The 25,865-nt window shown below is 73.4% G+C and carries 25 protein-coding genes and 1 riboswitch; of the genes, 19 read left to right on the plus strand and 6 right to left on the minus strand.

The window, feature by feature from the left end; genetic code table 11:
• The first annotated feature begins 62 nt into the window (after nt 1–62).
• From QQY24_RS22605 to QQY24_RS22630, 6 genes are all read left to right on the plus strand, one after another.
• On the plus strand, nt 63–683 hold the full coding sequence (locus QQY24_RS22605) for a heme-copper oxidase subunit III (RefSeq protein ID WP_301974529.1): 621 nt from the start codon (nt 63–65) through the stop codon (nt 681–683).
• A gap of 62 nt (nt 684–745) precedes the next feature.
• On the plus strand, nt 746–1,558 hold the full coding sequence (locus QQY24_RS22610; protein ID WP_301974530.1) for a c-type cytochrome: 813 nt from the start codon (nt 746–748) through the stop codon (nt 1,556–1,558).
• Nucleotides 1,555–2,613 (plus strand): ubiquinol-cytochrome c reductase iron-sulfur subunit, encoded by a 1,059-nt coding sequence (locus QQY24_RS22615; RefSeq protein WP_301974531.1) that lies wholly within the window; start codon nt 1,555–1,557, stop codon nt 2,611–2,613. The genes QQY24_RS22610 and QQY24_RS22615 overlap by 4 nt, the downstream gene beginning before the upstream one ends.
• Nucleotides 2,610–4,247 carry a cytochrome bc complex cytochrome b subunit gene (locus tag QQY24_RS22620; protein WP_301974532.1) on the plus strand — a complete coding sequence of 546 codons (1,638 nt, stop codon included), beginning with the start codon at nt 2,610–2,612 and terminating at the stop codon, nt 4,245–4,247. The genes QQY24_RS22615 and QQY24_RS22620 overlap by 4 nt, the downstream gene beginning before the upstream one ends.
• 140 nt (nt 4,248–4,387) lie before the next feature.
• Nucleotides 4,388–5,452 carry an anthranilate phosphoribosyltransferase gene (trpD, locus tag QQY24_RS22625; protein WP_301974533.1) on the plus strand — a complete coding sequence of 355 codons (1,065 nt, stop codon included), beginning with the start codon at nt 4,388–4,390 and terminating at the stop codon, nt 5,450–5,452.
• A gap of 160 nt (nt 5,453–5,612) precedes the next feature.
• Nucleotides 5,613–5,729: riboswitch (SAM riboswitch) on the plus strand.
• A gap of 183 nt (nt 5,730–5,912) precedes the next feature.
• Complete coding sequence (locus QQY24_RS22630; protein ID WP_301974534.1) at nt 5,913–7,277, plus strand: aminotransferase class V-fold PLP-dependent enzyme; 1,365 nt, start codon at nt 5,913–5,915, stop codon at nt 7,275–7,277.
• A 22-nt stretch (nt 7,278–7,299) separates the two neighbouring features.
• On the opposite strand, the gene QQY24_RS22635 is transcribed toward QQY24_RS22630, so the two are convergent.
• A complete protein-coding gene (locus QQY24_RS22635) occupies nt 7,300–7,581 on the minus strand; it encodes an Lrp/AsnC family transcriptional regulator (protein ID WP_301974535.1) in 282 nt (93 codons plus the stop codon).
• On the minus strand, nt 7,578–8,318 hold the full coding sequence (locus tag QQY24_RS22640; RefSeq protein ID WP_301974536.1) for a rhomboid family intramembrane serine protease: 741 nt from the start codon (nt 8,316–8,318) through the stop codon (nt 7,578–7,580). The genes QQY24_RS22635 and QQY24_RS22640 overlap by 4 nt, the downstream gene beginning before the upstream one ends.
• A 153-nt stretch (nt 8,319–8,471) precedes the next feature.
• On the opposite strand from QQY24_RS22640, the gene QQY24_RS22645 reads away from it, so the two are divergent.
• From QQY24_RS22645 to QQY24_RS22665, 5 genes are all read left to right on the plus strand, one after another.
• Nucleotides 8,472–8,711 carry a hypothetical protein gene (locus QQY24_RS22645; RefSeq protein WP_301974537.1) on the plus strand — a complete coding sequence of 80 codons (240 nt, stop codon included), beginning with the start codon at nt 8,472–8,474 and terminating at the stop codon, nt 8,709–8,711.
• Nucleotides 8,712–8,758: 47 nt separating this feature from the next.
• A complete protein-coding gene (locus QQY24_RS22650) occupies nt 8,759–10,102 on the plus strand; it encodes an NYN domain-containing protein (protein ID WP_301974538.1) in 1,344 nt (447 codons plus the stop codon).
• A gap of 212 nt (nt 10,103–10,314) precedes the next feature.
• Nucleotides 10,315–11,346 carry an NlpC/P60 family protein gene (locus tag QQY24_RS22655; protein ID WP_301974539.1) on the plus strand — a complete coding sequence of 344 codons (1,032 nt, stop codon included), beginning with the start codon at nt 10,315–10,317 and terminating at the stop codon, nt 11,344–11,346.
• 262 nt (nt 11,347–11,608) lie between these two features.
• A complete protein-coding gene (locus tag QQY24_RS22660) occupies nt 11,609–12,619 on the plus strand; it encodes an NlpC/P60 family protein (protein WP_301974540.1) in 1,011 nt (336 codons plus the stop codon).
• 77 nt (nt 12,620–12,696) lie between these two features.
• The gene (locus QQY24_RS22665) at nt 12,697–13,857 is read left to right on the plus strand and encodes a hypothetical protein (RefSeq protein WP_301976329.1); all 1,161 of its coding nucleotides are present in this window, start codon (nt 12,697–12,699) and stop codon (nt 13,855–13,857) included.
• Nucleotides 13,858–13,866: 9 nt separating this feature from the next.
• Here the strand turns inward: QQY24_RS22665 and QQY24_RS22670 are convergent, their stop codons facing one another.
• Complete coding sequence (locus tag QQY24_RS22670; protein ID WP_301974541.1) at nt 13,867–15,099, minus strand: glycosyltransferase 87 family protein; 1,233 nt, start codon at nt 15,097–15,099, stop codon at nt 13,867–13,869.
• 121 nt (nt 15,100–15,220) lie between these two features.
• Here QQY24_RS22670 and QQY24_RS22675 point away from each other — a divergent pair, with 121 nt between their 5' ends.
• Nucleotides 15,221–16,363 (plus strand): glycosyltransferase family 4 protein, encoded by a 1,143-nt coding sequence (locus QQY24_RS22675; RefSeq protein WP_301974542.1) that lies wholly within the window; start codon nt 15,221–15,223, stop codon nt 16,361–16,363.
• Between the two features lie 79 nt (nt 16,364–16,442).
• Here the strand turns inward: QQY24_RS22675 and QQY24_RS22680 are convergent, their stop codons facing one another.
• On the minus strand, nt 16,443–18,239 hold the full coding sequence (locus tag QQY24_RS22680; RefSeq protein WP_301974543.1) for a long-chain fatty acid--CoA ligase: 1,797 nt from the start codon (nt 18,237–18,239) through the stop codon (nt 16,443–16,445).
• Between the two features lie 297 nt (nt 18,240–18,536).
• Between QQY24_RS22680 and QQY24_RS22685 the strand changes: the two genes are divergently transcribed.
• From QQY24_RS22685 to QQY24_RS22710, 6 genes are all read left to right on the plus strand, one after another.
• Nucleotides 18,537–19,334 (plus strand): metallophosphoesterase, encoded by a 798-nt coding sequence (locus QQY24_RS22685; protein WP_301974544.1) that lies wholly within the window; start codon nt 18,537–18,539, stop codon nt 19,332–19,334.
• Nucleotides 19,335–19,462: 128 nt separating this feature from the next.
• A complete protein-coding gene (locus QQY24_RS22690; RefSeq protein WP_301974545.1) occupies nt 19,463–19,906 on the plus strand; it encodes an SRPBCC family protein in 444 nt (147 codons plus the stop codon).
• Nucleotides 19,907–19,947: 41 nt separating this feature from the next.
• Nucleotides 19,948–21,117: an ArsA family ATPase gene (locus tag QQY24_RS22695; RefSeq protein WP_301974546.1), complete on the plus strand. Its 1,170-nt coding sequence runs from the start codon at nt 19,948–19,950 to the stop codon at nt 21,115–21,117.
• A 57-nt stretch (nt 21,118–21,174) separates the two neighbouring features.
• Nucleotides 21,175–21,678, plus strand: a complete 504-nt coding sequence (locus tag QQY24_RS22700; protein WP_301974547.1) for a DUF5304 domain-containing protein — start codon at nt 21,175–21,177, stop codon at nt 21,676–21,678.
• Between the two features lie 67 nt (nt 21,679–21,745).
• Nucleotides 21,746–22,699 carry an ROK family glucokinase gene (locus tag QQY24_RS22705; RefSeq protein ID WP_301974548.1) on the plus strand — a complete coding sequence of 318 codons (954 nt, stop codon included), beginning with the start codon at nt 21,746–21,748 and terminating at the stop codon, nt 22,697–22,699.
• Nucleotides 22,700–22,820: 121 nt separating this feature from the next.
• Nucleotides 22,821–23,579, plus strand: coding sequence for an endonuclease/exonuclease/phosphatase family protein (locus tag QQY24_RS22710; protein WP_301974549.1), 759 nt, complete (start codon nt 22,821–22,823; stop codon nt 23,577–23,579).
• Between the two features lie 12 nt (nt 23,580–23,591).
• Here QQY24_RS22710 and QQY24_RS22715 read toward each other — a convergent pair whose 3' ends face one another.
• A complete protein-coding gene (locus QQY24_RS22715; protein WP_301974550.1) occupies nt 23,592–24,179 on the minus strand; it encodes a hypothetical protein in 588 nt (195 codons plus the stop codon).
• A complete protein-coding gene (locus QQY24_RS22720; protein ID WP_301974551.1) occupies nt 24,172–24,951 on the minus strand; it encodes a carboxylesterase in 780 nt (259 codons plus the stop codon). The genes QQY24_RS22715 and QQY24_RS22720 overlap by 8 nt, the downstream gene beginning before the upstream one ends.
• 182 nt (nt 24,952–25,133) lie before the next feature.
• On the opposite strand from QQY24_RS22720, the gene QQY24_RS22725 reads away from it, so the two are divergent.
• Nucleotides 25,134–25,856, plus strand: a complete 723-nt coding sequence (locus QQY24_RS22725; RefSeq protein WP_301976330.1) for a 1-acyl-sn-glycerol-3-phosphate acyltransferase — start codon at nt 25,134–25,136, stop codon at nt 25,854–25,856.
• The last annotated feature ends 9 nt before the right edge of the window (nt 25,857–25,865 follow it).

The following is a 25,865-nucleotide window of genomic DNA, read 5'->3' on the forward strand; positions in this document are numbered from 1 at the left end:
GGCGGGCAGCAACACTCCGAACGGCACCCCCCGGAGTGAGGGCTGGATAAGCGAGCGACATAATGTCCGTCGTGGCGACAGCAACGACAGTAGAAACCGGGCACGCGCACCCGTCGGTCAACCGGCCGAACCTCACCAGCGTCGGAACCATCATCTGGCTGAGTTCCGAGCTGATGTTCTTCGCGGCCCTCTTCGCGATGTACTTCACCCTCCGGTCGGTGACCGGACCGGCCCACTGGAAGGAGATGGCGCACGCGCTCAACGTGCCCTTCTCCGCGACGAACACCACGATCCTGGTGCTCTCCTCGCTCACCTGCCAGCTCGGCGTGTTCGCGGCCGAGCGGGGCGACGTGAAGAAGCTCCGCGGCTGGTTCATCCTCACCTTCATCATGGGTGCGATCTTCATCGGCGGGCAGATCTACGAGTACACGGAACTGGTGAAGAAGGACGGCATCTCACTGTCCTCCGACCCGTACGGCTCGGTGTTCTACCTGACCACCGGCTTCCACGGCCTGCACGTGACGGGCGGCCTCATCGCCTTCCTGCTGGTCCTCGGCCGCACCTACGCGGCGAAGAGGTTCACGCACGAGCAGGCGACCGCCGCCATCGTCGTGTCCTACTACTGGCACTTCGTCGATGTCGTCTGGATCGGCCTCTTCGCCACGATCTACCTGATCAAGTAGCCGGGACCGCTCCCGCACATCCAGAAGCACCGACGCAGAAGATCCTGACACCGGGGTAATCCGTGAAAAAGCTCTCCGTACGACGACGCCATCCGCTGGCGGCGGTCGTCGTCCTACTCCTCGCGCTGGCGGCCACCGGGGGGCTGTACGCCGCGTTCGCGCCCGCGAGCAAGGCACAGGCCGATGAAACCTCCCAGTCCCTGACCATCAAGGAGGGCCGGAAGCTCTACGTGGTCGGCTGCGCCAGCTGCCACGGCACCGGTGGCCAGGGCTCCTCCGACGGCCCGAGCCTGGTCGGCGTCGGCGCCGCCTCGGTCGACTTCCAGGTGGGCACCGGCCGCATGCCGGCCCCCACCTCCCAGATGGCCCAGGTGCCGGCCAAGAAGGTCTTGTACACGCAGGCCCAGATCGACCAGCTGGCCGCGTACATCGCCTCCCTGGGCGCCGGCCCGAGCGTGCCCACCAAGCAGCAGTACGGGCCGGAAGGCGCCGACATCGCCAGGGGCGGCGAGCTGTTCCGCACCAACTGCGCGCAGTGCCACAACTTCACCGGCAAGGGCGGTGCCCTCACCAAGGGCAAGTACGCCCCGAGCATCGAGGGCACTTCCCCCAAGCACATCTACGAGGCCATGCAGACCGGCCCGCAGAACATGCCGTCCTTCCCCGACACCACGCTGTCGGAGAAGAACAAGAAGGACATCATCGCGTACCTGAACGCGGTCAACGGCGATGAGACGGAGAGCCCGGGCGGCACCGAGCTGGGCGGCCTCGGGCCGGTCAGCGAGGGTCTGTTCGGCTGGATCTTCGGTCTCGGCGGGCTGATCGCCGTCGCCGTGTGGGTCGCCGCCCGGACCGCAAAGGCCAAGAAGTCATGAAAAGCCAAGACATTCCAGACGAGAACCTGCCCGCCGAGCGGGACCACGCGCAGGGCGCGGTGGGCGTCGCGGACGAGGAGAACCCGTTCGCCGACCCCGGGCTGCCGCCGCACGAGCACCGGATCCAGGACATCGACGAGCGGGCCGCCAAGCGGTCCGAGCGCGTGGTCGCCCTGCTGTTCACGGTGTCGATGCTGGCCACCATCGGCTTCATCGCCTCCTACGTGGCCATCCCGCACAACAAGTCGATCTTCGTGTTCCCGCTCGGGCACATCAGCGCGCTGAACTTCGCGCTCGGCCTGACGCTGGGCGCGGCCCTGTTCTGCATCGGCGCGGGCGCGGTCCACTGGGCCCGCACCCTGATGTCCGACGCGGAGATCGCCGACGACCGCCACCCGATCGAGGCCCCCCCCGAGACGCGTGCCAAGGTCCACGAGGACTTCCGCCAGGGAGCCAAGGAGTCGGCGCTCGGCCGCCGCAAGCTGATCCGCAACACGATGCTCGGCGCGCTCACCCTGGTGCCGCTCTCGGGTGTCATGCTGCTGCGCGACCTCGGCCCGCTGCCCCACAACAAGCTCCGCCACACGGCGTGGGCGAAGGGCAAGCTCCTCGTCAACATGAACACCAACCAGCCGCTGCGCGCCGAGGACGTGCAGGTCGGTTCGCTCACCTTCGCCAAGCCCGAGGGCCTGGAGGAGCGCAGCGAGGAGTTCCAGGACGAGATCGCCAAGGCGGCCCTGATGATCATCCGGCTGCAGCCGGAGGACATCAAGGACAAGCGCGAGTACGACTGGTCGCACGAGGGCATCGTCGCGTTCTCGAAGATCTGCACCCACGTCGGCTGCCCGATCTCGCTGTACGAGCAGCAGACGCACCACGTGCTGTGCCCGTGCCACCAGTCCACCTTCGACCTCTCCGACGGTGCCCGAGTGATCTTCGGCCCCGCCGGTCACCCCCTGCCGCAGCTCCGCATCGGCGTGAACGACGAGGGTTACCTCCAGGCGCTCGGCGACTTCGACGAGCCTGTCGGTCCTGCATTCTGGGAGCGCGGATGAGTACTGCACCGAACCAACAGTCCCGCTCCCGCGGGAAGGCACCGGCCGGCGAGCGCGTCGCCGACTGGGCGGACGGCCGGCTCGGGATCTATTCCCTGGCCAAGGCCAACATGCGCAAGATCTTCCCGGACCACTGGTCCTTCATGCTCGGTGAGGTCTGCCTCTACAGCTTCCTGATCATCATCCTCACGGGTGTGTACCTGACGCTGTTCTTCCACCCGTCGATGAACGAGGTGGAGTACCACGGCAGCTACGTCCCGCTGCAGGGACAGCTGATGTCCGAGGCGTTCAGCTCCACGATGCACATCTCCTTCGACGTGCGCGGCGGTCTGCTCATCCGGCAGATCCACCACTGGGCGGCGGTCGTCTTCCTCGCCGGCATGTTCGTGCACATGATGCGCGTCTTCTTCACCGGCGCCTTCCGCAAGCCGCGTGAGATCAACTGGCTGTTCGGCTTCCTGCTGTTCGTCCTGGGCATGTTCACCGGCTTCACCGGCTACTCGCTCCCGGACGACCTGCTCTCGGGCACCGGTGTCCGCTTCACCCAGGGCGCGATCCTGTCCGTGCCGATCGTCGGCACGTACATCTCGATGTTCCTGTTCGGCGGCGAGTTCCCCGGCCACGACTTCGTGGCCCGGTTCTACTCGATCCACATCCTGCTGCTGCCGGGCATCATGCTCGGTCTGGTGGTCGCCCACCTGATCCTGGTCTTCTACCACAAGCACACGCAGTTCGCGGGTCCCGGACGGACCAACGAGAACGTCGTCGGCATGCCGCTGCTGCCGGTCTACATGGCCAAGGCGGGAGGCTTCTTCTTCCTGGTCTTCGGCTTCATCGCGTTCATCGCCGGCATCGCCTCCATCAACCCGATCTGGGCGATGGGCCCCTACCGTCCCGACCAGGTCTCCACGGGCGCCCAGCCCGACTGGTACATGGGCTTCGCCGAGGGCCTGGTCCGCGCCATGCCGGGCTGGGAGATCAAGTTCTGGGGCCACACGCTGGTCCTGGGCGTGTTCGTCCCGCTGGTCCTGTTCGGGCTGTTCCTCGCGGCGATCGCGCTGTACCCGTTCATCGAGTCCTGGGTCACCGGCGACAAGCGCGAGCACCACATCCTGGACCGGCCGCGCAACGCCCCGACCCGCACCGCCTTCGGCGCCGCGTGGGTCGCCGGGTACATGATCATGCTGATCGGCGGCGGCAACGACATCATCGCCACGCACTTCCACCTGTCGATCAACGCGGTCACCTGGTTCGTCCGCATCGCGTTCTTCGTCGGACCGGTCATCACGTTCATCGCCACCAAGCGGATCTGCCTCGGCCTGCAGCGCCGGGACCGCGACAAGGTGCTGCACGGCCGTGAGACGGGCGTCATCAAGCGCCTGCCGCACGGTGAGTTCATCGAGGTGCACGAGCCGCTCAGCCAGGAGCACCTGTACACCCTCACCGCGCACGAGCAGTACCGGCCGGCCGAGATCGGCCCGTCGGCCGACGGGAACGGCGTCGAGCGCAAGGTGAAGGCCTCGGAGAAGCTGCGCGTCAAGCTCAGCAACGCGTACTACGGCGAGGAGAGCCAGATCCAGAAGCCGACCGTCGAGGAGTACAAGGAGATCACGAGCGGCCACGGCCACCACTGATCCGCGCGTCGCCACGCCACGGCCGAAGGGCCCCCGTCCGGGGTACGGACGGGGGCCTTTCGCCGCGTCCCGGGCTGGATAGGGTGGATCTGTTCGAGACGCACGTCCCGCACTGCGGGACACCGACCCAGGAGCGGCTGATGAGCGCTGTGACCCCCGCTGGAGGCGACACCGCGGCGGGCCGTTCCTGGCCCGCCCTGCTGAACGGCCTGCTGGCCGGCGACGACCTCACCGCCGACGACACGGCGTGGGCCATGGACAGGATCATGGGCGGCGAGGCGACCGACGCCCAGATCGCCGCCTTCGCGGTGGCGCTGCGGGCCAAGGGCGCCACCGTCGAGGAGATCAACGGGCTCGTGCGCACGATGTACGAGCACGCGAACGTGATCGAGGTGCCGGGCGCCACCGTCGACATCGTCGGCACGGGCGGCGACGGCGCGAGGACGGTCAACATCTCCACCATGTCGTCGATCGTCGTCGCCGGCACGGGCGCGAAGGTCGTCAAGCACGGCAACCGGGCCGCCTCCTCCGCCTCCGGCGCGTCCGACGTGCTGAGCAGGCTGGGCGTCAACCTCGACCTGACCCCGCAGCAGGTGGTGCGGGTCGCCGAGGAGGCCGGCATCACCTTCTGCTTCGCCGTGAGGTTCCACCCCGCGCTGCGCCACGTGGGCGCCGCCCGCGGCCAGCTGGGCATCCGGACGGTGTTCAACCTGCTCGGCCCGCTGACCAATCCGGCCAGGGTGAAGGCGCAGGCGGTCGGGGTCGCCGTCGCGCACGAGGCGCCGATCGTGGCGGGCGTCTTCGCCGAGCGCGGCCACTCCTCCCTGGTCTTCCGGGGCGACGACGGCCTGGACGAGCTGACCACCACCGCCACCTCCCGGGTGTGGGTGGTGCGGGACGGCAGGGTCACCGAGGAGGGCTTCGACCCGCGCGACGTCGGCCTGGACCTGGTCCCGGTGGAGGCCCTGCGGGGCGCCGACGCCGCCTACAACGCCGAGGTGGCGCGGCGCCTGCTGGACGGCGAGGAGGGCCCGGTGCGCGACGCCGTGCTGTTGAACTCGGCCGCCGCGCTCGTGGCGCTGCGGCCCACGGACGCCCCGCTGGCCGAGCAGATCCGGGCGGGCATGGCGAAGGCGGCGGAGTCGATCGACTCGGGCGCGGCGAAGCGGACGCTGGAGCGCTGGGTGGTGGCCAGCAACCGCTGACCGGCGCGGGCGACGGCGCGGTCCGGCACCGCCGGGCCCGCCGCCGGACGCCGCCCGCCCGGCGGTGCCGGACCCCGCGTGCCCCGCGTGCCCCTGCGCGTGTCCCGGTATCCGGACAGGAGTTGCACCCCGTGGACCGTCCCGGTTAGCTTTTCGATCAGGTCATGAGTGACAGTCATGCGGCCCCGGCCGACTGTCCGGCAACCCTCCGTCCGTGGCGGGGTGCCCCGGGTGAAGACCAGGTCGCGGACAACACCGTCCGTGACAAGCGCGGACCCCTCACACGCGGTGCACGGGCGTGGGGCCAGGGGTCCTGGTCGTTCGAGGGAGCCTTCCGTGAGCAAGCGAATGCGCTAGGGCCGCAGAGCCCCGCCTCCGCGTACGCCTTTCCCTCTTCCGTCCCGCGCCGGAGCCCCGTCCGCCCGCGCGGCGACGCACCCAGCCTCACGGGAGTCCACCCATGCCTGTCGCCACCGCCACCGCCGCCGGCCAGTCCCTCCGCGCCCCGCTGCCCGTCCTGGGCCGGGACGTCACCGTCCCGCTCGTCACCGGCGGCGAGGTCACCTACGCCGCGCTCGACTACGCCGCCAGCGCCCCCGCCCTCCAGCGCGTCTGGGACGACGTGGCCGCCTACGCCCCCTACTACGGCAGCGTGCACCGCGGCGCCGGTCACCTCTCCCAGCTGTCCACCGAGCTGTTCGAGGACGCCCGCCGCACGGTCGCCGCGTTCCTCGACTGCCGGGAGGACGACCAGGTGGTCTTCACCCGGTCCACCACGGACTCCCTGAACCTGCTGGCCCACGCCCTGCCGGCCGGCTGCGAGGTCTTCGTCTTCGAGACCGAGCACCACGCCGCCCTGCTGCCCTGGCGGGACGCGAAGGTGACCTGCCTCGACGCCCCGCGCAGCCCCGGGCAGGCCGTGCGGACCCTGGAGCGGGCGCTGGCCGGCCGCGACGCCCACGGCCCGGCCCTGGTCTGCGTCACCGGCGCCTCCAACGTCACCGGCGAACTGTGGCCGGTCCGCGAGCTGGCCGCCGCCGCGCACGCCCACGGCGCCCGCATCGTCCTCGACGCCGCCCAGCTGGCCCCGCACCACCCGGTCGGCGTCCGCGAGCTGGACGTCGACTGGGTCGCCTTCTCCGGTCACAAGCTGTACGCCCCCTTCGGCTCCGGCGTGCTGGCCGGCCGCGCCGACTGGCTGCGCGCGGCCGGGCCGTACCTGGCCGGCGGCGGCGCCAGCCGCAGGGTCACCCGGCGCGCGGACGGGGGGGTGGACGTGGAGTGGCACGACGGCGCCGCCCGTCATGAGGCCGGCTCCCCGAACGTGATCGGCGCCCACTCCATCGCCTCGGCCTGCAAGGCCCTCACCGAGGCCGGCTTCGACGCGCTCGTGGCCCGCGAACAGCACCTCCTCCGCACGGTCCGCGCGGGCCTCGCCGAGGTGCCCGGGGTGCGGGTGCTGTCCCTCTTCGGCGACGACGCCCCGCGCGTCGGCGTGCTCTCCTTCGTGGTCGAGGGCTGGAACAGCTCCCACTTCGCCGCCGCCCTGTCCGCCGAGTACGGCATCGGGGTGCGCGACGGCCTCTTCTGCGCCCACCCGCTCGTGCGCGTCCTGCTGGGCGGCGCCCCCGGGACGCGGGGCGAGTGCGGCGCCTCCGGGGCCGCACCCGGCGAGGAGTCCCTCGACGCCGTCCGCGTCAGCTTCGGCGCGGGCACCCCCGACGAGCACGTCACCCGCTTCCTCGCGGCGGTCGGGGAACTGGTGTCCGGGGGCGCCAAGTGGCGGTACCGCACGGAGGACGGCCGCTGCGTGCCCGTGGTCTGACCCGCGCCCGCTCAGGCGGCCCTCACGAGTCCAGCCCGATCGCGAAGGCCGCCTCCAGGTCGTGCTGGGAGTACGTCCGGAACGCGACGTGCGTGTCCGTGCCCTCCACCCCGGGGATCTTGCTGATCCGCCCCGGGATGACCTCGGCCAGGTCCTCGTGCCGCCGCACCCGCACCATCGCGATCAGGTCGTAGGTTCCCGTGACGGAGAAGACCTCGCTCACCGACTCCAGCGAGGCGATCCGCTCGGCGATCTCCGGAATCCGGTCCACGCTGGTCTTGATCAGAACGATCGCGGTGATCACGGCTGTGTCTCTCCCTCGGGGGCCGGAGCAGGGGCGTCTTTCACTGTAGTCGTACGGAATCGGACCCACGCGTACCCGAAGCCGAGCCCGAAGCCGACCAGGTGGGCGAGGTAGGCCACCCCCGGTCCCCCGGTGGCCCGGCCCGCCGCCAGCCACTGCAGGGCCGCCCAGAAGGGCAGCACCACCCACGCGGGGAACCGCACCGGCAGGAAGAACAGGAAGGGCAGGAGACTGGTCACCCGGGCGCGGGGGAAAAGGTAGAGGAAGGCGCCGAGGACCGCCGAGACCGCTCCCGAGGCACCCACCAGCGACTGCCCGGAGGCGGCGTTGGCGACCGCGTAGCCCAGCAGGGCGAGGTAGCCGCAGCCGACGTAGAACAGGGTGAACTCCGCCCGGCCCATCCGCTCCTCGGTCATGGCCCCGAAGACCAGGAGGAAGAGCATGTTGCCGAGCAGGTGCACCCAGCCGCCGTGCACGAACAGGGCCGTGACCGGGGTGAGGGCCTCCTGGGCCGGCACGGCGAAGAGGTCGGCCGGGACGACCCCCCAGCGCCGGAAGTACGCGCGCCGGGCGGCGAACAGCGCGTCCCCGGAGCCGTACGCCGTGGTGAGCCCCGAGGCCGGGCCCAGGGCGAAGACCAGGCAGCACAGGCCCATGAGGAGGTAGGTCATCGGTGCCGAGGTGCCGCGCAGCGCCCTGGGGGTCCGGCCGGCCGACGTGCTCCAGTTCCCGGTCATGACTACAGAGCATGACGTAACCGGACGCATCGTCACAGACCGCCTCGCCGCCGTGAACGGACGGGCGGCGGGGACCCCCCAGGCCGTAGGGTTACGAGCCACACGCGCCGGGGAGCGGCGCGCACCGACCCGAGAAGGAAGCGGACAGTCACGATGACGGTTCCCCTGCCGACCGCCACGACACGGTGGCGCTGCACCCTCTGCGGCAACCTCACCCGTTTCGACGTGACCCGCTCGTCGAGGGTCGTCGAGTACGTCCACCTCGATCTCGCCGGTGAGCCGGTGGTCGAGGAGCGCGAGGTGGTCAGTGAGACCATCGAATCGGTGCGCTGCCGCTGGTGCAACGCGGTGGACCAGGTGGAACTCGTGGACAGGCCGGGCGCCGGCTCCTGAGCGGAGCGGCCCGGCGGAGGCATCTTCTCGGCATTGGGGTGTGACGGATGGCGGAGACCGCAGGCGGGGAGCCGGGCGACGGCGCCGCCGAGGTGCTTGACCGTCCGCTGCCCGACGGTGTGCGCCGGCGGGTCGTGCAGATCGTCTCGGACGGCTTCGGCCGGCTGACCGTGGCGGAACTGCCCGCCCAGCTCAGGCAGTACGCGCGGTTCGCGGCGAACCGGCGGGCCAAGTTCGCCGGGAACGCGATGGCGGCCGCGCTGGAGACCGACCCGCTGTTCCGGCAGCGGATCGGGGACCGGCTCAGAGAGGCGCAGCCGGAACTCGCCGGCGCCCTCGACTCCGGCTCCCCGACCCCGGCCGCGGACCCGCTCGACGTGGCGGCCGCGGCCTACGTGCTGCGCCCCGCGGGCTGGGTGAAGCTGGTCACCGCGGCCGGCGAGGAGGCCCAGCGCGCGGACGCCGAGCGGGCCGAGGAGGAGAGCCGGGCCGAGGTGGAGCGGCTGCGCGAGGAGCTGGCCCGCGCCCGCGAGCAGACCCGCTCGGAGACCGAACGGCTGCGCGTCGAGCTGGAGTCCGCCAAGCGGGAGGCGGAGTCGCTGCACCGCAAGCTCCGGGCCGCGCACAGCGACGTCAAGCGCGGGGAGGCCGCCCTGCGCAAGGTGCAGGGCGAGATGGAGGCCGTGCGCGCGGAGGGGCAGGCGCAGGTGTCGGCCGCCGAGAGCGAGTCCCGGCGGCTCAAGGCCCGCCTCGCCGAGGCCGAGGCGGCGCTGGAGTCGACCCGTCGGGCGGCCCGCGAGGGGCGCAGCGTCGAGGACATGCGGGTGCGGCTGCTGCTCGACACCCTGCTGGACGCCACCCAGGGGCTGCGGCGTGAGCTGGCCCTGCCGCCGGTGTCCGTGCGCCCCGCGGAGACCGTGGACGCGGTCGAACCGGGCCGGATGACCCCGAAGGACATCGCGGCCCGCGCCCTGTCCGAGCACGACCCCGCGATCCTGGACCAGCTGCTCGCGCTGCCGCAGGCACACCTGGTCGTCGACGGCTACAACGTCACCAAGACCGGTTATCCGCAGATGCCGCTGGAGAAGCAGCGGCTCAGGCTGCTCGGGCAGCTCTCGGCGCTCGCCGCGCAGACCGGCGCCGAGGTCACGTGCGTCTTCGACGGCGCCGAGCTGGTCGCCCCGGTGCTGCTCGCGCCGCCGCGCGGGGTGCGGGTGCTGTTCTCCAAGCCGGGGGTCACGGCCGACGAGCTGATCCGCCAGCTCGTGCGCGCGGAGCCGCCCGGCCGTCCGGTCATCGTCGCCTCCACCGACCGGGAGGTGGCCGACGGGGTCGCCCGGGCCGGTGCCCGACCGGTCGCCTCTGCGGTGCTTCTGAAGCGACTGTCCTGAAGGTCCTGCGGGCAGGCGTAATGCCCCAATTGGCCGTGTTGTTGCGCAACGTAGTGTCAATTGAGCATCACCGCACGTGTATTGAGTGCAAAGAATGCATGGAGTGACCGTCTTTTTTGGCGTCAGGATTTGAACTGATCACAGCCAGGTCACTAGGGTCAGGGCTCGAACCTCCGAACGGGTGATCACTCATAAGAAGGAGTTCATCCTCCGTGGCGTCCCACCGTCGACCCAAGCAGCCGAGCCGCACGCGTGTGACCGTGCTGACCACCGCAGCCGCCGCTGCCGTCGCGCTGAGCGCGAACGCCGCCAACGCCGCTCCCAGCGAGAAGCTGAACAAGGACGAGGTGAAGGCGAAGGTCGACAAGCTCTACGAACAGGCCGAGCAGGCCACCGAGAAGTACAACGGTGCCAAGGAGAAGCAGGAGAAGCTCCAGAAGGAGATCTCCACCATCCAGGACAACGTCGCCCGGGGCCAGCAGGACCTCAACAAGCTGCGTGACGGCCTGGGTTCGCTGGCCACCGCCCAGTACCGCTCCGGCGGCATCGACCCCTCGGTCCAGCTCTTCCTGTCCTCCGACCCGGACGACTACCTCGACAAGGCCTCCACGCTCGACCAGTTGAGCGGACAGCAGGTCGAGGCGCTGAAGAAGATCCAGGACAAGCAGCGCGAACTGGCCCAGGAGCGGGCCGAGGCCACCGAGAAGCTCCAGGACCTCGCTTCCACCCGCACCGAGCTGGGCAAGAAGAAGAAGGAGGTCCAGGGCAAGCTCGCCGAGGCGCAGAAGCTCCTCAACACCCTGACCGCCAAGGAGAAGGCCGCGCTCGCCGCCGAGCAGTCACGGGCCAGCCGCTCCTCCACCGAGCGCGTCGACCTGGGCAACGACAGCTCCGCCTCCGGCCGGGCCGCCGCCGCCTTCGCCGCCGCCCAGAGCGTGATGGGCTCGCCGTACGTGTACGGCGCCTCCGGCCCGTCCTCCTTCGACTGCTCGGGCCTGACCTCCTGGGCCTACGCCCAGGCCGGCGTCGCCATCCCGCGCACCTCCGAGGCGCAGGCCACCATCGGCGCCCACCTCTCGCTGAGCCAGCTCCAGGTCGGCGACCTCGTGTTCTTCTACGGCGACCTGCACCACGTCGGCCTGTACGCCGGCAACGGCCAGGTGCTGCACGCCCCGCACACCGGTGCGGTCGTGCGCTACGAGGCGATCGGCAACATGCCGTTCCAGTTCGGCGTCCGGGTCTGACCCCGGCCCCCGGCGGACCGCTCCGATCCCGCCGGAACACGGTCACCGGAGCGCCCGAACGGGCGAATCCCGGCGACCGGAACTGACTCCGCGCCCCGCCGGTGACCTGCGTCAGCGGCGGGGCGCCGCGGTGCGCGGCCACCGGAGGCCTTTGGCCGCGGCCCTTCCGCACGGCTACTGTCTGCCGCGTTTCCCCGGCGCGGGGGTTCCCCCGTCCCCGGCGCCGGGGGAGCGGTACCCGTCCGTCAGCAGAAGGACCGCCGTGGGGCTTCACCGCCGCCTTGCACCGCCCGGACTCGACCGGGGCGCCGCCTCCCTGTGCCTGGTGTCGGCCGCCGTCGCCGCGCTCGGCGCCGTACCGGCGCACGCGGCACCGCACGACGACACCCGGGCGGAGGTGGACCGCCTGTACGCACAGGCCGAGAAGGCCACCGAGGCCTACGACCGGGCCGGCGAGCGGGCCGGGGTGCTGCGCCGGGAGATCCGGGACGCGCAGGACCGGATCGCCCGGCAGCAGCAGCGCGTCAACGCCCTGCGCGAGCGGCTCGGCGCGCAGGCCGGTGCCCAGTACCGCGCCGGCGGCGTCGACCCGGCCGTCGCCCTGCTCTTCTCCGACGACCCGGACGACTACCTCGACAGGGCCGCCACCCTCGACCGCATCGGCGCCCGGCAGACCGGACAGCTGCGGCAGCTGCGGTCGGTGATGCGCGAACTCGCCCAGGAGCGCGCCGAGGCCGGCGGCAAGCTCGCCGAACTGGAGCGCAGCCGCAGGGCGGTCGCCGCGCACAAGCGGGCCGTGGAGGGCAAGCTCGCCCGGGCCCGGCTGCTGCTCGGCTCCCTGCCGGCCGCCGAGCGCGCCGCCTACGGCCGGGCCTCCCGCTCCGGCCGCACCGGCCTGCCCGGTCCGGCCTGGGCCGCCGTCCCCGACGCCCGCGCCGCGGCCGCGGTGGCCGCCGCCCGCTCCGCCCTCGGCCGCCCCTACGTGTGGGGCGCCAACGGTCCCTCCGGCTTCGACTGCTCGGGCCTGATGCAGTGGTCGTACGGGCACGCCGGCATCCACCTGCCGCGCACCTCGCAGGAGCAGCGGTACGCCGGCCGGCGCGTCCCGCTGTCCCAGGCGCGCCCGGGCGACCTGGTCGTCTACCGCTCCGACGCCGGCCACGTGGCGATGTACGTCGGCAACGGCCAGGTCATCCACGCCCCCCACCCGGGGGCCCCGGTGCGCTACGACCCGGTCGGCATGATGCCCGTCTCCTCCGTCACCCGGCCCTGACCCGCCGCACGCCGTACGATCGGCGGGTGACTGATCACCGGCGGGCGCGACGGACGCGGGGCGGACGGCGCACCGCGGTGGCGGGCCTCTGCCTGCTGCTCGTACCGCCCCTGTCCGGGTGCGGCGGGCCCACGGCGGCGGACCCGGCGAAGGCCCAGGTGCAACGGGTCCTCGACCGGCGGGCGGCCGCCCTGCTCCGGCACGACGCGGCGGCGTACGGCGCGACCGGCACCCGCGCCGCCTACGTCCGGCTGCGCGCGCTGCCGCTGGCGGCCTGGGCCTACCGGGTCACCTCCGTGCACCGCGACGGCTCCGGCGCCACCGCCGACGCGGACCTGCGCTACCGCGTCGCCGGCTACGACACGGCCCCGGTCGGCGTCCGCCGCACCCTCACCCTGAGCCGCTCGGCCGACGGCGGGTGGTACGTCACCGCCGACGCGCCCGCGAAGGGGGCGGGGCAGCAGTTGTGGGACCAGGGCGCGGTGACCGTCGTGCGCGGGGCCCACAGCATCGTCCTCGGGACCGGGCGCGGCCCCGGCGAACTGCGCGGGTTCGGCCGGCTCGCCGACCGCGCGGTCCCGGCCGTCTCCGGCGCGTGGGGCACCGACTGGGCGCGCCGGGTCGTCGTCCTCGTCCCGCCGTCCCTGGACGGCATGGCGCGCCTGCTGGGCTCGCCGGCCTCCGACTACCGCGGCATCGCCGCGGTCACCACCGGCGAGGCGGGCGGCGCCGGCCGGGCGCCCGCGGACCGGGTGGTCGTCAACCCGGAGGCGTACGCGCTCCTCGGCGACGTCGGCAAGCAGGTCGTGCTCACCCACGAGACGGCCCACGTGGCCACCCGCGCGCACACCACCGCCGCCACCCCGCTGTGGCTCTCCGAGGGCTACGCCGACTGGACCGGCTACCTCGCCACCGGCCGCGCGCCCGCCGCGGTCGCGCCGGAACTGGCCCGCGCGGTCCGGGACGGCCGGGTGCCGGCGGAACTGCCGGCCGACGGCGACTTCGGCTTCACCGGCGACCCGGCCCGGCTCGCCCGGGCCTACGAGGGCGGCTGGCTGGCCTGCCGGATGATCGCCGACCGGTGGGGCGGGGCCCGCCTCGGCGCCTTCTACCGGGCCGTCGGCGCCCACGCGCAGCGGGCGGGCGCGGTCCGGGAGGCGCTGCACGAGGTGCTCGGCACCACTCCGCGGGAGTTCACCGCGCGGTGGCGCGCCTACCTCCGCGCCCGGCTCGGCTGACCGGGCGCCTCAGGGGACCGGGGACCGCCCGGTGCGGGCCGGCCGCGGCGGGAAGGGGGCGGGCGGCCGGGGGACGGTGGAGCGCCACAGGGCGCGGGCCGCCAGGAGCGCGGCGGCGACGAGCAGCCCGTTGCGCACGAGCAGCAGCGTCACGCCGTACCCGTCGCTGGCCACCACGTGGGCGAAGCCGAGCGGGAACTCCAGGACAGTGACGAAGGACGCCAGCACCACCAGCACGGCGGGCGCGGTCATGCGGGTGGCGCGGAAGCACAGGCAGACGGCGGCCAGGCCGACCAGCCAGACCAGGTACTGCGGGCTGATGACCCGGCTGGTGACCGTGAACAGCAGCACCGCCGTGAAGGCCGCCTCGGCCGGGGCGGGCGGCGTGAACCGGGTCGCCCGCAGCCGCCACAGGAGCAGCCAGCCGAACGCGGCCCCGGTCAGCGCCAGCGCGGCGGTGCTGACCAGGCCGACGTACGGGCCGAGGAACTCGATCGACCCGTAGTTCAGCAGCACCTGCCCCCGCCAGCCGAAGTGCCGGGCCGCGTGGAAGACCAGGGCGCCCAGTGACTCCACCTCGGTGCCCCGCTCCCGCTGGAAGGCGAGGAAGGCGAAGGCACCGGGCATGGACACCGCGAACAGTGCCGCGAGCCCGGCCGCGGTCACCGCGGCCGACGCCCACGCCCGGCGCCGGACGGCACCCACCAGCAGCAGCGCCGGCCACACCTTCAGCAGCGCCCCCAGGGCCGCCAGCGCGCCCATCGCCCGCGGGTGCTGGGCCCCCGCGAGCAGCGCCGCCACGGCCACCGCGGTCACCATCATGTCGTAGCGGGCGTACACCGTCGGGCCGAGCAGCGGCACGCCCGCCACCCACACCCAGGCACCGCGCGGGGACCGGTCCGCACGCCGGCCCGTGTACCACCCGAGCAGGACCAGCACGGCCAGGTCGGCGAGGAACGCCAGGACGTAGAAGGCGTGCGCGTACCCCAGGAAGGGCAGGGCGGCGGGGGAGAGGACCGCGAGCGCGGCGCCGGGCGGGTACTGCCAGGTCACGTCGTCCAGCGGGAACGTCCCCGTGCGCAGCACCTCGTACCAGCCCCGGTAGGTCACCGACACGTCCGTGGTGACGTCCGGGCCGGGGAAGACGTACACCCGGAACACGAACAGCAGCAGCACCAGCCGGGTGACGGCCCAGGTGGCCGGCAGCCACGCCGCCCGGCGCCCGGCGCCCGTCGTCTCCACCTGGTCCCCCTGCCGTTCGATTCCCGCGTCGAGACCCCCATGATGTCCTGCCCGGCCGTGCGCCCGCCACGGGCCCGGCCCCGCCGGACGGCCCGGACCCCGTTCGGTAGGGTCGGCGGTGATGCACAAGACCCTGATCGTCACCAACGACTTCCCGCCCCGGCCGGGCGGCATCCAGGCCTTCCTGCACAACATGGCGCTCCGGCTGGACCCCGGCCGGGTCGTCGTCTACGCCTCCACCTGGAAGCGCGGCCGGGAGGGTGCCGGGGCCACGGCCGCCTTCGACGCCGAGCAGCCCTTCACCGTCGTCCGCGACCGCACGACGATGCTGCTGCCCACCCCCGCGGCGACCCGGCGGGCCGCCGGGCTGCTGCGCGAGCACGGCTGCACCTCGGTGTGGTTCGGCGCGGCCGCGCCGCTCGGCCTGATGGCGCCCGCGCTCCGCAGGGCGGGCGCCGAGCGGCTGGTGGCCACCACCCACGGGCACGAGGCCGGCTGGGCCCAGCTGCCCGCCGCCCGCGGGCTGCTGCGCCGCGTCGGGGAGTCCACGGACACCCTCACCTACCTCGGCGAGTACACCCGCTCCCGGATCGCCGCCGCCCTGACCCCCGAGGCGGCCCGCCGGATGGTGCAGCTGCCGCCCGGTGTCGACGAGAAGACCTTCCACCCGGACTCCGGCGGCGACGAGGTGCGCGCCCGGCTCGGGCTCACCGGGCGGCCGGTCGTGGTCTGCGTCTCCCGGCTGGTGCCGCGCAAGGGCCAGGACACGCTCATCCGGGCTCTGCCCCGCGTCCTCGCCGCCGAACCGGACACGGTCCTGCTCGTCGTCGGCGGCGGCCCCTACGAGCGGGACCTGCGCCGCCTGGCCCGGGAGACCGGGGTCGAGGCCTCCGTGCGCTTCACCGGTGCCGTGCCCTGGTCCGAGCTGCCCGCGCACTACGGCGCCGGCGACGTCTTCGCCATGCCGTGCCGCACCCGGCGCGGCGGCCTGGACGTCGAGGGCCTCGGGATCGTCTACCTGGAGGCCTCCGCCACCGGCCTGCCCGTCGTCGCCGGCGACTCGGGCGGCGCGCCCGACGCGGTCCTGGACGGCGAGACCGGCTGGGTCGTGCGCGGCGGCCGTGCCGAGGAGGCCGCCGACCGCATCGTCGTCCTCCTCCGGGACCCGGAGCTGCGGCGCCGCATGGGCGAGCGGGGACGGCGCTGGGTCGAGGAGAAGTGGCGCTGGGACCTCCTCGCCCAGAAGCTGACGGCACTGCTGTGAGCCCGCACCGCGGCGGCGCGGCACCGGTCCGCGCCCGGCCGGGGCCCGCGCCCGGGCGCTCCGTCACGCGGGCGGGCGGCTACTTCGCGTAGAGCGCCTCGATCTCGTCCGCGTAGTCCTTCGCCACCACGTTCCGCTTGAGCTTCAGCGACGGGGTGAGGTGGCCCGACTCCTCCGTGAACTGGTCGGACAGGACGCGGAACTTGCGCACCGACTCCGCCTTCGACACCGCGGCGTTGCCGTCGTCCACGGCCGCCTGGATCGCCGCGCACAGGTCCGGGTCCTCGCGCAGCGACGCCGCGGTGGAGCCCGCCGGCTTGCCGTGCTCGGCGGCCCAGCGGCCCAGGAACTCGTCGTCCAGGGTCACCAGCGCGCCCACGAACGGCCGCCCGTCGCCCACCACCATGCACTCGGCGACCAGCGCGTGCGCCCGGATCCGGTCCTCGATGACCGCCGGGGCCACGTTCTTGCCGCCGGCGGTGACGATGATCTCCTTCTTGCGGCCGGTGATCCGGAGGTAGCCGTCCTCGTCCAGGGTGCCGAGGTCACCGGTGTGGAACCAGCCGTCGGCCAGCGCCTCGGCGGTCGCGGCCGGGTTGTTCCAGTACTCCTTGAACAGGTGCTCGCCGTGCAGCAGCACCTCGCCGTCGTCCGCTATCCGGATCACCGAGCCGGGCAGCGGCTGGCCGACCGTGCCGATCTTCTGCCGGTCCCAGGGGTTGAACGCGGTCGCCGCACAGGACTCGGTCAGACCGTAGCCCTCCAGCACCGTGAAGCCGATGCCCCGGAAGAAGTGGCCCAGCCGCTCGCCCAGCGGGGCGCCGCCGGAGATGGCGTACTCGCCCCGCCCGCCGAGCACCGCGCGCAGCTTGCCGTAGACCAGCCGGTCGAAGACCCGGTGCTTGATCCGCAGGCCCAGCGACGGGCCCGACGGGGTGTCCAGCGCCTTGCTGTAGGCGATCGCGGTGTCCGCCGCCCTGTCGAAGACCGCGCCCTTGCCGTCCGCCTGCGCCTTGGCCCGGGCCGCGTTGTAGACCTTCTCGAAGACGCGCGGGACGCCGAGGACCAGCGTCGGCCGGAAGGCGGCGAGCTCGTCGGTGAGGTGCTTGATGTCCGGGACGCAGCCCAGCTTGATCGGCGCCATCATCGGTGCGATCTGCACGAGGCGGCCGAAGACGTGCGCGAGTGGCAGGAAGAGCAGGACGGAGCACTCGCCCGTGCGGAACAGCGGGCGCAGCCGCTCGACGATGTTGCCGCACTCGGCGAAGAAGCTGCGGTGGGTCAGCACGCAGCCCTTGGGGCGGCCGGTCGTCCCGCTCGTGTACACGATGGTCGCCGGGTCGTCCGCCCGGGCGAGCGAGCCGCGCTCCTCCACGGTCGCGTCGGCCACGTCCTGCCCGAGCCGGCCCAGTTCCTCCATGCCGCCGGCCTCGATCTGCCACACGTGCTTGAGGGCGGGCAGCGACTCGCGCACCGCGTCCACCGCGGCCGCGTGGGCGTCCAGTTCCACGACGCAGGCGGTCGCGCCCGAGTCCGACAGGATCCACCCGACCTGCTCGGGCGAGCTGGTCTCGTACACCGGCACGGTCACCGCGCCCGCGCTCCAGATCGCGAAGTCCAGCAGCGTCCACTCGTAGCGCGTGCGCGACATCAGGCCGACCCGGTCGCCCGGCTGCACCCCGGCGGCGACGAGGCCCTTGGCCGCGGTGTGCACCTCGGCCAGGAACTCCCGGGCCGTGACGTCCTGCCAGGCGCCGTCCACCTTGCGGGCGACGACCGCGACGTCGGGGTGCTGCGCGGCGTTTCTGCGGACGATGTCGGTCAGGTTGCCGTCCGCAGGGACCTCGTACAAAGCCGGAAGGCTGAACTCGCGCAAAACTGCTGCTCCTCATAGGGCGCCGGCGCCACGACACTGTGTGATGCGACGGTGCGGTCCAAGGCTCGGGCGAGTGCTCGGGGATCCACCTGCTGGAATCCAGAGCACGACTGGACTGCCCGGACGTTACCCGCCGGTATGGCTTCTACGACAGGGGGTCCCGGCGAGATGTTCGCTGCGTCACACAGGCCGGCGTTCCTTCGCGCACAGTAGTCCACGGCCCCGCCGACCGGCGAGTAGCCGCAGGTTGGACCGCCACTGTTCACGGCGGCCGGGCCCGTCCTACCCTTGATCGTCATGGCGCCCACATCCACCGGCAAGCGAAGCACGCGCGTCCACGTGGTCAGCGACGTGCACGGCAACGCCCGCGACCTGGCGCGGGCCGGGGAGGGGGCCGACGCGCTGATCTGCCTCGGCGACCTGGTCCTCTTCCTCGACTACGCCGACCACGCGCGCGGCATCTTCCCCGACCTGTTCGGCAAGGAGAACGCCGACCGCATCGTCGAACTGCGCACCGCCCGCCGCTTCGAGGAGGCCCGCGCCTTCGGCTCCCGGCTGTGGGCCGGCCTCGGCGCCGACCCGGCCACCGCCATCGAGGGCGCGGTGCGCAGGCAGTACGCCGAGCTGTTCGCCGCCTTCCCGGCACCGACGTACGCCACCTACGGCAACGTCGACATGCCGCCCCTGTGGCGGGAGTACGCCCGCCCGGGCACCACCGTCCTGGACGGCGAGCGGGTGGAGATCGGCGGCTGGACCTTCGGCTTCGTCGGCGGCGGCCTGCGCACGCCGATGCGGACGCCGTACGAGATCGACGACGAGGAGTACGCGGCGAAGATCGAGGCGGTCGGCGAGGTCGACGTCCTGTGCACGCACATCCCGCCGGAGGTGCCCGAACTGGTCTACGACACCGTGGCGCGCCGCTTCGAGCGGGGCAGCGGGGCGCTGCTCGACGCGATCCGCCGCACCCGCCCCCGGTACGCCCTCTTCGGCCACGTCCACCAGCCGCTGGCGCGCCGGATGCGGATCGGCGCGACCGAGTGCGTGAACGTGGGGCACTTCGCCGGGACCGGCAGGCCGTTCGCGCTGGAATGGTGACGCGGTGCCGCGGCGGGCGGGATGAAGGCGGCAGGTCGGCGGCGCGGTAGCCTTCACGCTGCACACACGTGCGCACCCGGTGCGCACGCAGACCTGTCCACCGGTCCGCACCTGGAGGAGCCACGGCGATGGCGGAACACACCAGTTCGAGCATCACGATCGAGGCCGCTCCGGCCGACGTCATGGCGGTGATCGCCGACTTCGCCCGCTACCCGGACTGGACCGGCGAGGTGAAGGAGGCGGAGGTCCTCGCGGCCGACGAACGGGGCCGCGCCGAGCAGGTCCGCCTGGTCATGGACGCCGGCGCCATCAAGGACGACCAGACCCTGGCCTACACCTGGACCGGCGACCACGAGGTCTCCTGGACCCTGGTGAAGTCCCAGATGCTCCGCTCCCTGGACGGCTCCTACCTCCTCAGGCCGGCCGGCGGGGGCGCCACCGAGGTGACCTACCGGCTCACGGTGGACGTCAAGATCCCGATGCTCGGCATGATCAAGCGCAAGGCGGAGAAGGTCATCATCGACCGCGCGCTGGCGGGCCTGAAGAAGCGCGTGGAGTCCGGGGAGAAGTAGGAGCCGCCGGGGAGCGGTACCCGGAGGTAGCGTTCACCCTCATGCGCACCCTCCTGATCACGGGCCCCGGCGGCAGCGGGCGTACCACCGTGGCCGCCGCCACCGCGTTCGAGGCCGCCCGCGGGGGCGTCCGCACCCTCGTCCTCGGCGCCGACCGCACGGACACGCTCGGCAGGGCCCTGGGATCCGCGACGGGACCGGTCCCCACCGAGGTCGCCGAGCACCTCACCGCCTGGCGGCCCGACGCCACCGAACGCTTCCGGCAGGACCTCACCGCCTTCCAGGCCCGCGCCGCCGGCGTCCTCGACCTCCTCGGCGCCACGCGCCTGGACGCCGAGGAGGCCACCCCGCTGCCCGGTGCCGAGGAACTGTCCCTCCTGCGTGCCCTGCGGGACGCCGCCCTCTCCGGGCGCCACGACCTCCTCGTCGTCGACCTCCCGCCCCTCGCGCAGGCCCTCGCCCTGCTCGCCCTGCCCGGGGAACTGCGCCGCTACCTGAGCCGCCTGCTCCCGCCCGAGCGGCAGGCGGCCCGGGCCCTGCGTCCCGTCCTCGGCCGCCTGGCCGGCGTCCCCATGCCCGCCGAGTGGCTGTACGAGACGGCGGCCCGCTGGGACGCCGGCCTGGCCGCCGTGGAAGCGGTCCTCGCCGACCGGCACACCGCCGTGCGCCTCGTCGCCGAACCCGGCCCGGCCGGCGCCGACGCCGTGCGCACCGCCGCCCTCGGCCTCGCCCTGCGCGGCCTGCGCACCGAGGCCCTGATCGCCAACCGGGTCCTGCCCGACACCGCCCCGGACACCTGGCTCGCCGGACTCCTCGCCCAGCAGCGCAAGGCGCTCGCCGAGTGGCAGCCGCACGGCGTCCGCCCCGTGCCCCACCTCGGCCGCGACCCGCACGGCACCGACGACCTCGCCGCCCTCGCCGTGCCCGGCGCCGGATCCGCGCCCGCCCCGGTCCGGTGGCCCGTCACCGACCGGCTCGCCGAGGACGGCGTCCTGGTCTGGCACATCCCGCTGCCCGGCGCCGTGCGCGAGGAGCTGGACCTGATCCGGCGCGGCGACGAACTCGTCATCACCGCCGGTCCGTTCCGCCGGATCGTCCCCCTCCCCGGTGCCCTGCGCCGCTGCACCGTCGCCGGCGCCGCCCTGCGGGAGGCCGAACTGCGCATCCGCTTCGCCCCCGACCCGCGGCTGTGGCCGGGCACCGGGGGATGAACCGGTCATCCCGGTTCGGGTAACGTCTGAGGGGCGAACCGTAGTCAGGAGTCCGCCATGAGCGAAGAGCGCCCCGCACCCGACCCCTTCGAGGACGCCGGACGAGAGCGGGCGACCGACGCCGACGCCTGGGCCACGGCCTGCGCCGAGGACCTCGACGCCGAGAAGGCCCGCCGCCGCGCCGAGCAGGGCCCGCCCCCGGGCTCCGCCGCCGAGGAACTGAGGAAACTGGTGGACACGGTGGCCGACCGGCTGTCCGGCCTGCGCTCCCCGCTCCTCGGCGCCGTCGCCGGACCCGCCGCCCAGCAGGCCGTGCGCCAGGCCGTCCAGCAGGCGAAGGCCGCCGTGGAGCCCGTCGTGGAGCGCAACCCGGAGGTCTTCGGCCACCTCGCCGCCGCCGGCACCGAGCTGCTGGCCGCCTACCGCCTGGCCGTCCGGGCCCAGGAGCGCCGCTGGACCGCCGGCGCGGCCGGCCCGGCGGACGCCGGCACCGGCGGGGGGAGCGACGACCGCGACCGCGGTGAGGGAACCGGTCCGGGAGAACGCATCGACCTGGACTGAAGCCCTTTGACGGCGGGGCCTCGGGTACGGTTGGCCGTAGCGGGGCTCGACCGAAACTGAGGGATTCATGGGACTCACCATCGGCGTCGACATCGGCGGCACGAAGATCGCGGCCGGCGTGGTCGACGAGGAAGGCAACATCCTCTCGACCTTCAAGGTGCCGACGCCCGTCACGCCCGAGGCCATCGTGGACGCCATCGCCGCGGCGGTGGCGGGGGCGCGCGCCGGGCACGAGATCGTCGGCGTGGGCATCGGTGCCGCCGGTTACGTCAACCGGCAGCGCTCCACGGTGTACTTCGCGCCCAACATCGACTGGCGCCAGGAGCCGCTGAAGGAGAAGGTCGAGGCCCGCGTGGGCCTGCCGGTCGTGGTCGAGAACGACGCCAACGCCGCCGCCTGGGGCGAGTACAGGTTCGGTGCCGGCAAGGGCCACCGCAACGTCATCTGCATCACGCTCGGCACCGGCCTCGGCGGCGGCATCATCATCGGCAACAAGCTGCGCCGCGGCCACTTCGGCGTGGCCGCCGAGTTCGGCCACATCCGGATGGTCCCCGACGGCCTGCTGTGCGGCTGCGGTTCGCAGGGCTGCTGGGAGCAGTACGCCTCCGGCCGCGCCCTGGTCCGCTACGCCAAGCAGCGCGCCAACGCCACCCCCGAGCGGGCCGAGGTGCTGCTGGCGCTCGGCGACGGCACGCCCGACGGCATCGAGGGCAAGCACATCTCCGTGGCCGCCCGCCAGGGCTGCCCGGTCGCCGTGGACTCCTACCGCGAGCTGGCCCGCTGGGCCGGTGCCGGCCTCGCCGACCTGGCCTCGCTCTTCGACCCGTCCGCGTTCATCGTCGGCGGCGGCCTCTCCGACGAGGGCGACCTCGTCCTCGACCCGATCCGCAAGTCCTACAAGCGCTGGCTGGTGGGCGGCAACTGGCGCCCGGTGGCCGACGTGATCGCCGCCCAGCTCGGCAACAAGGCGGGCCTGGTGGGCGCGGCCGACCTGGCCCGGGAGCCCGACCCGATCATGTAGGGGCGTCGCCGTCCCGGGGGCGCGGGGAACGGTGCGACGAGCCGCGCAGCGGCGTCGGCCGCGCACGCACCCCGCGCCCCACCCCTCGGGCGCCCCGGCCCCCGCGCGTAAATTGACGGGCATGGCAACCCCCGTGCTTCCGCTTCCCGACTCCCGCACCGAGCCCGACGGTTCGGCGGTGGTCCGCGTCCTCGGCTACAACGTCCGCTCGATGCGGGACGACACCGAAGCCCTGGCCAGGGTCATCACCGCGTGCGCCCCCGACCTGGTCCTCGTGCAGGAAGCCCCCCGCTTCTTCCGCTGGCGCAAGAAGCTCGCCCGCCTCGCGGCGGCCTCCGGCCAGGTGGTCCTCACCGGCGGGGGCACCGCGGCCGGCCCGGCGATCCTCTGCTCCCTGCGGGCCACCGTGGAGCGCACGGAGGACGTCCTGCTCCCGCTCACCCCCGGCGAGCACCGGCGCGGCCTCGCCACCGCCGTCGTCCGCTTCGGCGCGGTCCGCCTCGGTGTGATCAGCTGCCACCTCGGCCTGCGCGAGGACGAGCGCCACGCCCAGGCCGGCCTGCTCCTCGACCGCCTGGCCGGACTGGGCGCGGACCACGTCGTCGCGGGCGGCGACCTGAACGAGCGCCCCGGCGGCCGTGCGTTCGACCGCCTGGCCGCCGGCCTCCAGGACTGCCGGGCCACGGCTCCCTGGGGCGGCGAGCACACCTTCAGCGCCACCGAGCCCCGCCGGCGCATCGACGCCCTCTTCGCCACGAAGGGCATCGAGGTCCTCGGCTGCGGGGTGCCGCTGGACCAGCCGGGGGTCACGCGGGCGGACCTGGGGGCGGCCACGGACCACCTCCCGGTGCTGGCCGCCCTCAGAATCCCGGCGTCCTGACGGGCGCACGGCTCAGACCACCGCGCCGCGCCCGGGGTCGTCGTCCTGGTCCTCGTCCGTGCGCATCCGCGTGACCAGCGTGACGAACCCGCCGAGGAACCCGCCGATCCCGAGCGTCGTCAGCCACCAGGTCATCTGCCAGCCGAGCACCACGGCCAGCAGGAGCAGCACCGGGCCGCCGACGACGCCCAGCCAGGCGAACCGGGCGGTGGTGTCGGCCGCCGGCAGCGGCGGCGGCTCGGGCGGTACGAAGTGGCCCTCGTCGTCCTCCCCGAAGTCGTCCTCGGAGGGCTCCGGGGGCCGGTGGTCGCGCGGCCCCACACCGGGCGCGAACGAGACCGAACTGCCCAGCGGCCGGGGGGTCGGCCGGGCCGGAGGACCGTCCGTGGCGTCCGTGCCGTCCGCGGTGTCCGTGGTGCTCTCGGGGTTCTTTTCCAGCAGCGCGAGGTCCTCGACCGGCTTGAAGGGCTTGGCGCCCGGCGGGTCCGGCGGCTCCTCGCCGTATCCGGCGACGATGGCGCGCCAGACGGCGTCCTCGTCGAACGGCACCCCCTGCTCGTCCGGCTCGCGGTCCTCCCGGTCGGAGTCGTGCTCAGCCAACTGCGGCCGTCCCTTCCTTGCCGACACTGGGTGCGAGCCGGCCGATGAAGGCGAGGCTCTCCTCGAAGATCCGGTCCGCGTCATGGTCCAACGTCGCGACGTGGTAGCTCTGTTCCAGCACGACCTCCTTCACGTCCGTGGACGACACCCGGCTCAGCACCCGCGCCGGGTCGGCCGCGGGGACCACGTGGTCGTGGGCGCTGCGCAGCAGCAGCAACGGCTGGGTGACCCGGGGCAGCTCGCCGTCCAGCCGGCGCAGGAACACCCGCAGGGAGTGCGCCGCGTGCAGCGGCACCCGGTCGTACCCCAGTTCCACCGCCCCGCTCCTGGCGATGTCGCTGGTGATGCCCCTCGTCGTGCGCACCAGGTGCCGGGCCACCGGGAGGGCGTGGGCCGACAGGCCGTGCACACGGTTGGCCGGGTTGACGGCCACCACGCCCGCGACCCGGTCGCCGTGCCGGGCCGCCAGCCTCAGGGCCAGCGCCCCGCCCATCGACAGGCCCGCCACGAACACCCGCGAGCAGCGGTCGCCGAGCAGCCGCAGTTCGCGGTCCACCTCCGCGTACCAGTCCTGCCAGCCGGTGACCTGCATGTCCTCCCAGCGGGTTCCGTGGCCGGGCAGCAGCGGCAGGGAGACGGTGAGGCCGTGCGCCGCGTGGTGCTCCGCCCAGGGGCGCAGTGACTGGGGCGAGCCGGTGAAGCCGTGACAGAGGAGGACGCCCACCTCCGCGCCCTCGTGGCGGTACGGCTCGGCTCCGGGGAGAACCGGCACCTTCGGGCTCCTGTTCCTGGAAGGGCCCCTCCCGTCCCCGGGAGCGGCGCGCAGAACTGACGGATGTGGTTCACCGTACGCGACCGCACTGACACCGACCAGGGTCGTCGGCCCCCCGGGCGGTGGTCCGGGTTATGGTCTGACCGACGGACACGGGAGGCACGCGGGTGTTGTACGGCACGATGAAGGTCGCCATCGGGGGGCCGCTCAAGGTCGCCTTCAGGCCCTGGGTGGAGGGACTGGAGAACATTCCGGCCGAGGGCCCCGCCATCCTGGCGAGCAACCACCTGTCCTTCTCGGACTCGTTCTTCCTGCCCGCGGTCCTCGACCGCAAGGTCACCTTCATCGCGAAGGCCGAGTACTTCACCACCCCCGGTCTGAAGGGCCGCCTCACCGCGGCCTTCTTCAAGGGTGTCGGGCAGCTCCCGGTGGACCGCTCCGGGGCGCGCGGCGCCGGCGAGGCGGCGATCAGGAGCGGCATGGAGGTGCTGGAGCGCGGTGAGCTGTTCGGGATCTACCCGGAGGGCACCCGTTCGCCCGACGGACGCCTGTACCGGGGCAAGCCCGGCGGCCTGGCGCGCGTGGCGCTCGCCACCGGCGCCCCGGTCGTCCCGGTCGCGATGATCGACACCGAGAAGATCCAGCCGCCCGGCAAGGTGGTGCCGAAGCTGATGCGGCCGGGCATCCGGATCGGCAAGGCGCTGGACTTCGGCCGCTACCAGGGCATGGAGCACGACCGGTTCGTGCTGCGCGCGGTGACCGACGAGGTCATGTACGAGATCATGAAGCTCTCCGGCCAGGAGTACGTCGACATGTACGCGACCGCCGCCAAGCGGCAGCTCGCGGAGGCGGCGAAGGCGGCCAGGGAGAGCGAGAAGGCCGAGAAGGCCCAGGCCGGGGGCTAGGGGCCCGCG

Source organism: Streptomyces sp. TG1A-8, assembly GCF_030499535.1.
Lineage (GTDB): Bacteria > Actinomycetota > Actinomycetes > Streptomycetales > Streptomycetaceae > Streptomyces.

Coding starts and splice junctions, on each gene's coding strand:
- QQY24_RS22645 (WP_301974537.1), top strand. CDS start 8,472: ATGACGGTTCCCCTGCCGACCGCCACGACACGGTGGCGCTGCACCCTC.
- QQY24_RS22620 (WP_301974532.1), top strand. CDS start 2,610: ATGAGTACTGCACCGAACCAACAGTCCCGCTCCCGCGGGAAGGCACCG.
- QQY24_RS22685 (WP_301974544.1), top strand. CDS start 18,537: ATGGCGCCCACATCCACCGGCAAGCGAAGCACGCGCGTCCACGTGGTC.
- QQY24_RS22725 (WP_301976330.1), top strand. CDS start 25,134: ATGAAGGTCGCCATCGGGGGGCCGCTCAAGGTCGCCTTCAGGCCCTGG.
- QQY24_RS22675 (WP_301974542.1), top strand. CDS start 15,221: ATGCACAAGACCCTGATCGTCACCAACGACTTCCCGCCCCGGCCGGGC.
- QQY24_RS22650 (WP_301974538.1), top strand. CDS start 8,759: ATGGCGGAGACCGCAGGCGGGGAGCCGGGCGACGGCGCCGCCGAGGTG.
- QQY24_RS22605 (WP_301974529.1), top strand. CDS start 63: ATGTCCGTCGTGGCGACAGCAACGACAGTAGAAACCGGGCACGCGCAC.
- QQY24_RS22640 (WP_301974536.1), bottom strand. CDS start 8,318: ATGACCGGGAACTGGAGCACGTCGGCCGGCCGGACCCCCAGGGCGCTG.
- trpD (WP_301974533.1), top strand. CDS start 4,388: ATGAGCGCTGTGACCCCCGCTGGAGGCGACACCGCGGCGGGCCGTTCC.
- QQY24_RS22695 (WP_301974546.1), top strand. CDS start 19,948: ATGCGCACCCTCCTGATCACGGGCCCCGGCGGCAGCGGGCGTACCACC.
- QQY24_RS22710 (WP_301974549.1), top strand. CDS start 22,821: ATGGCAACCCCCGTGCTTCCGCTTCCCGACTCCCGCACCGAGCCCGAC.
- QQY24_RS22705 (WP_301974548.1), top strand. CDS start 21,746: ATGGGACTCACCATCGGCGTCGACATCGGCGGCACGAAGATCGCGGCC.
- QQY24_RS22630 (WP_301974534.1), top strand. CDS start 5,913: ATGCCTGTCGCCACCGCCACCGCCGCCGGCCAGTCCCTCCGCGCCCCG.
- QQY24_RS22615 (WP_301974531.1), top strand. CDS start 1,555: ATGAAAAGCCAAGACATTCCAGACGAGAACCTGCCCGCCGAGCGGGAC.
- QQY24_RS22690 (WP_301974545.1), top strand. CDS start 19,463: ATGGCGGAACACACCAGTTCGAGCATCACGATCGAGGCCGCTCCGGCC.
- QQY24_RS22700 (WP_301974547.1), top strand. CDS start 21,175: ATGAGCGAAGAGCGCCCCGCACCCGACCCCTTCGAGGACGCCGGACGA.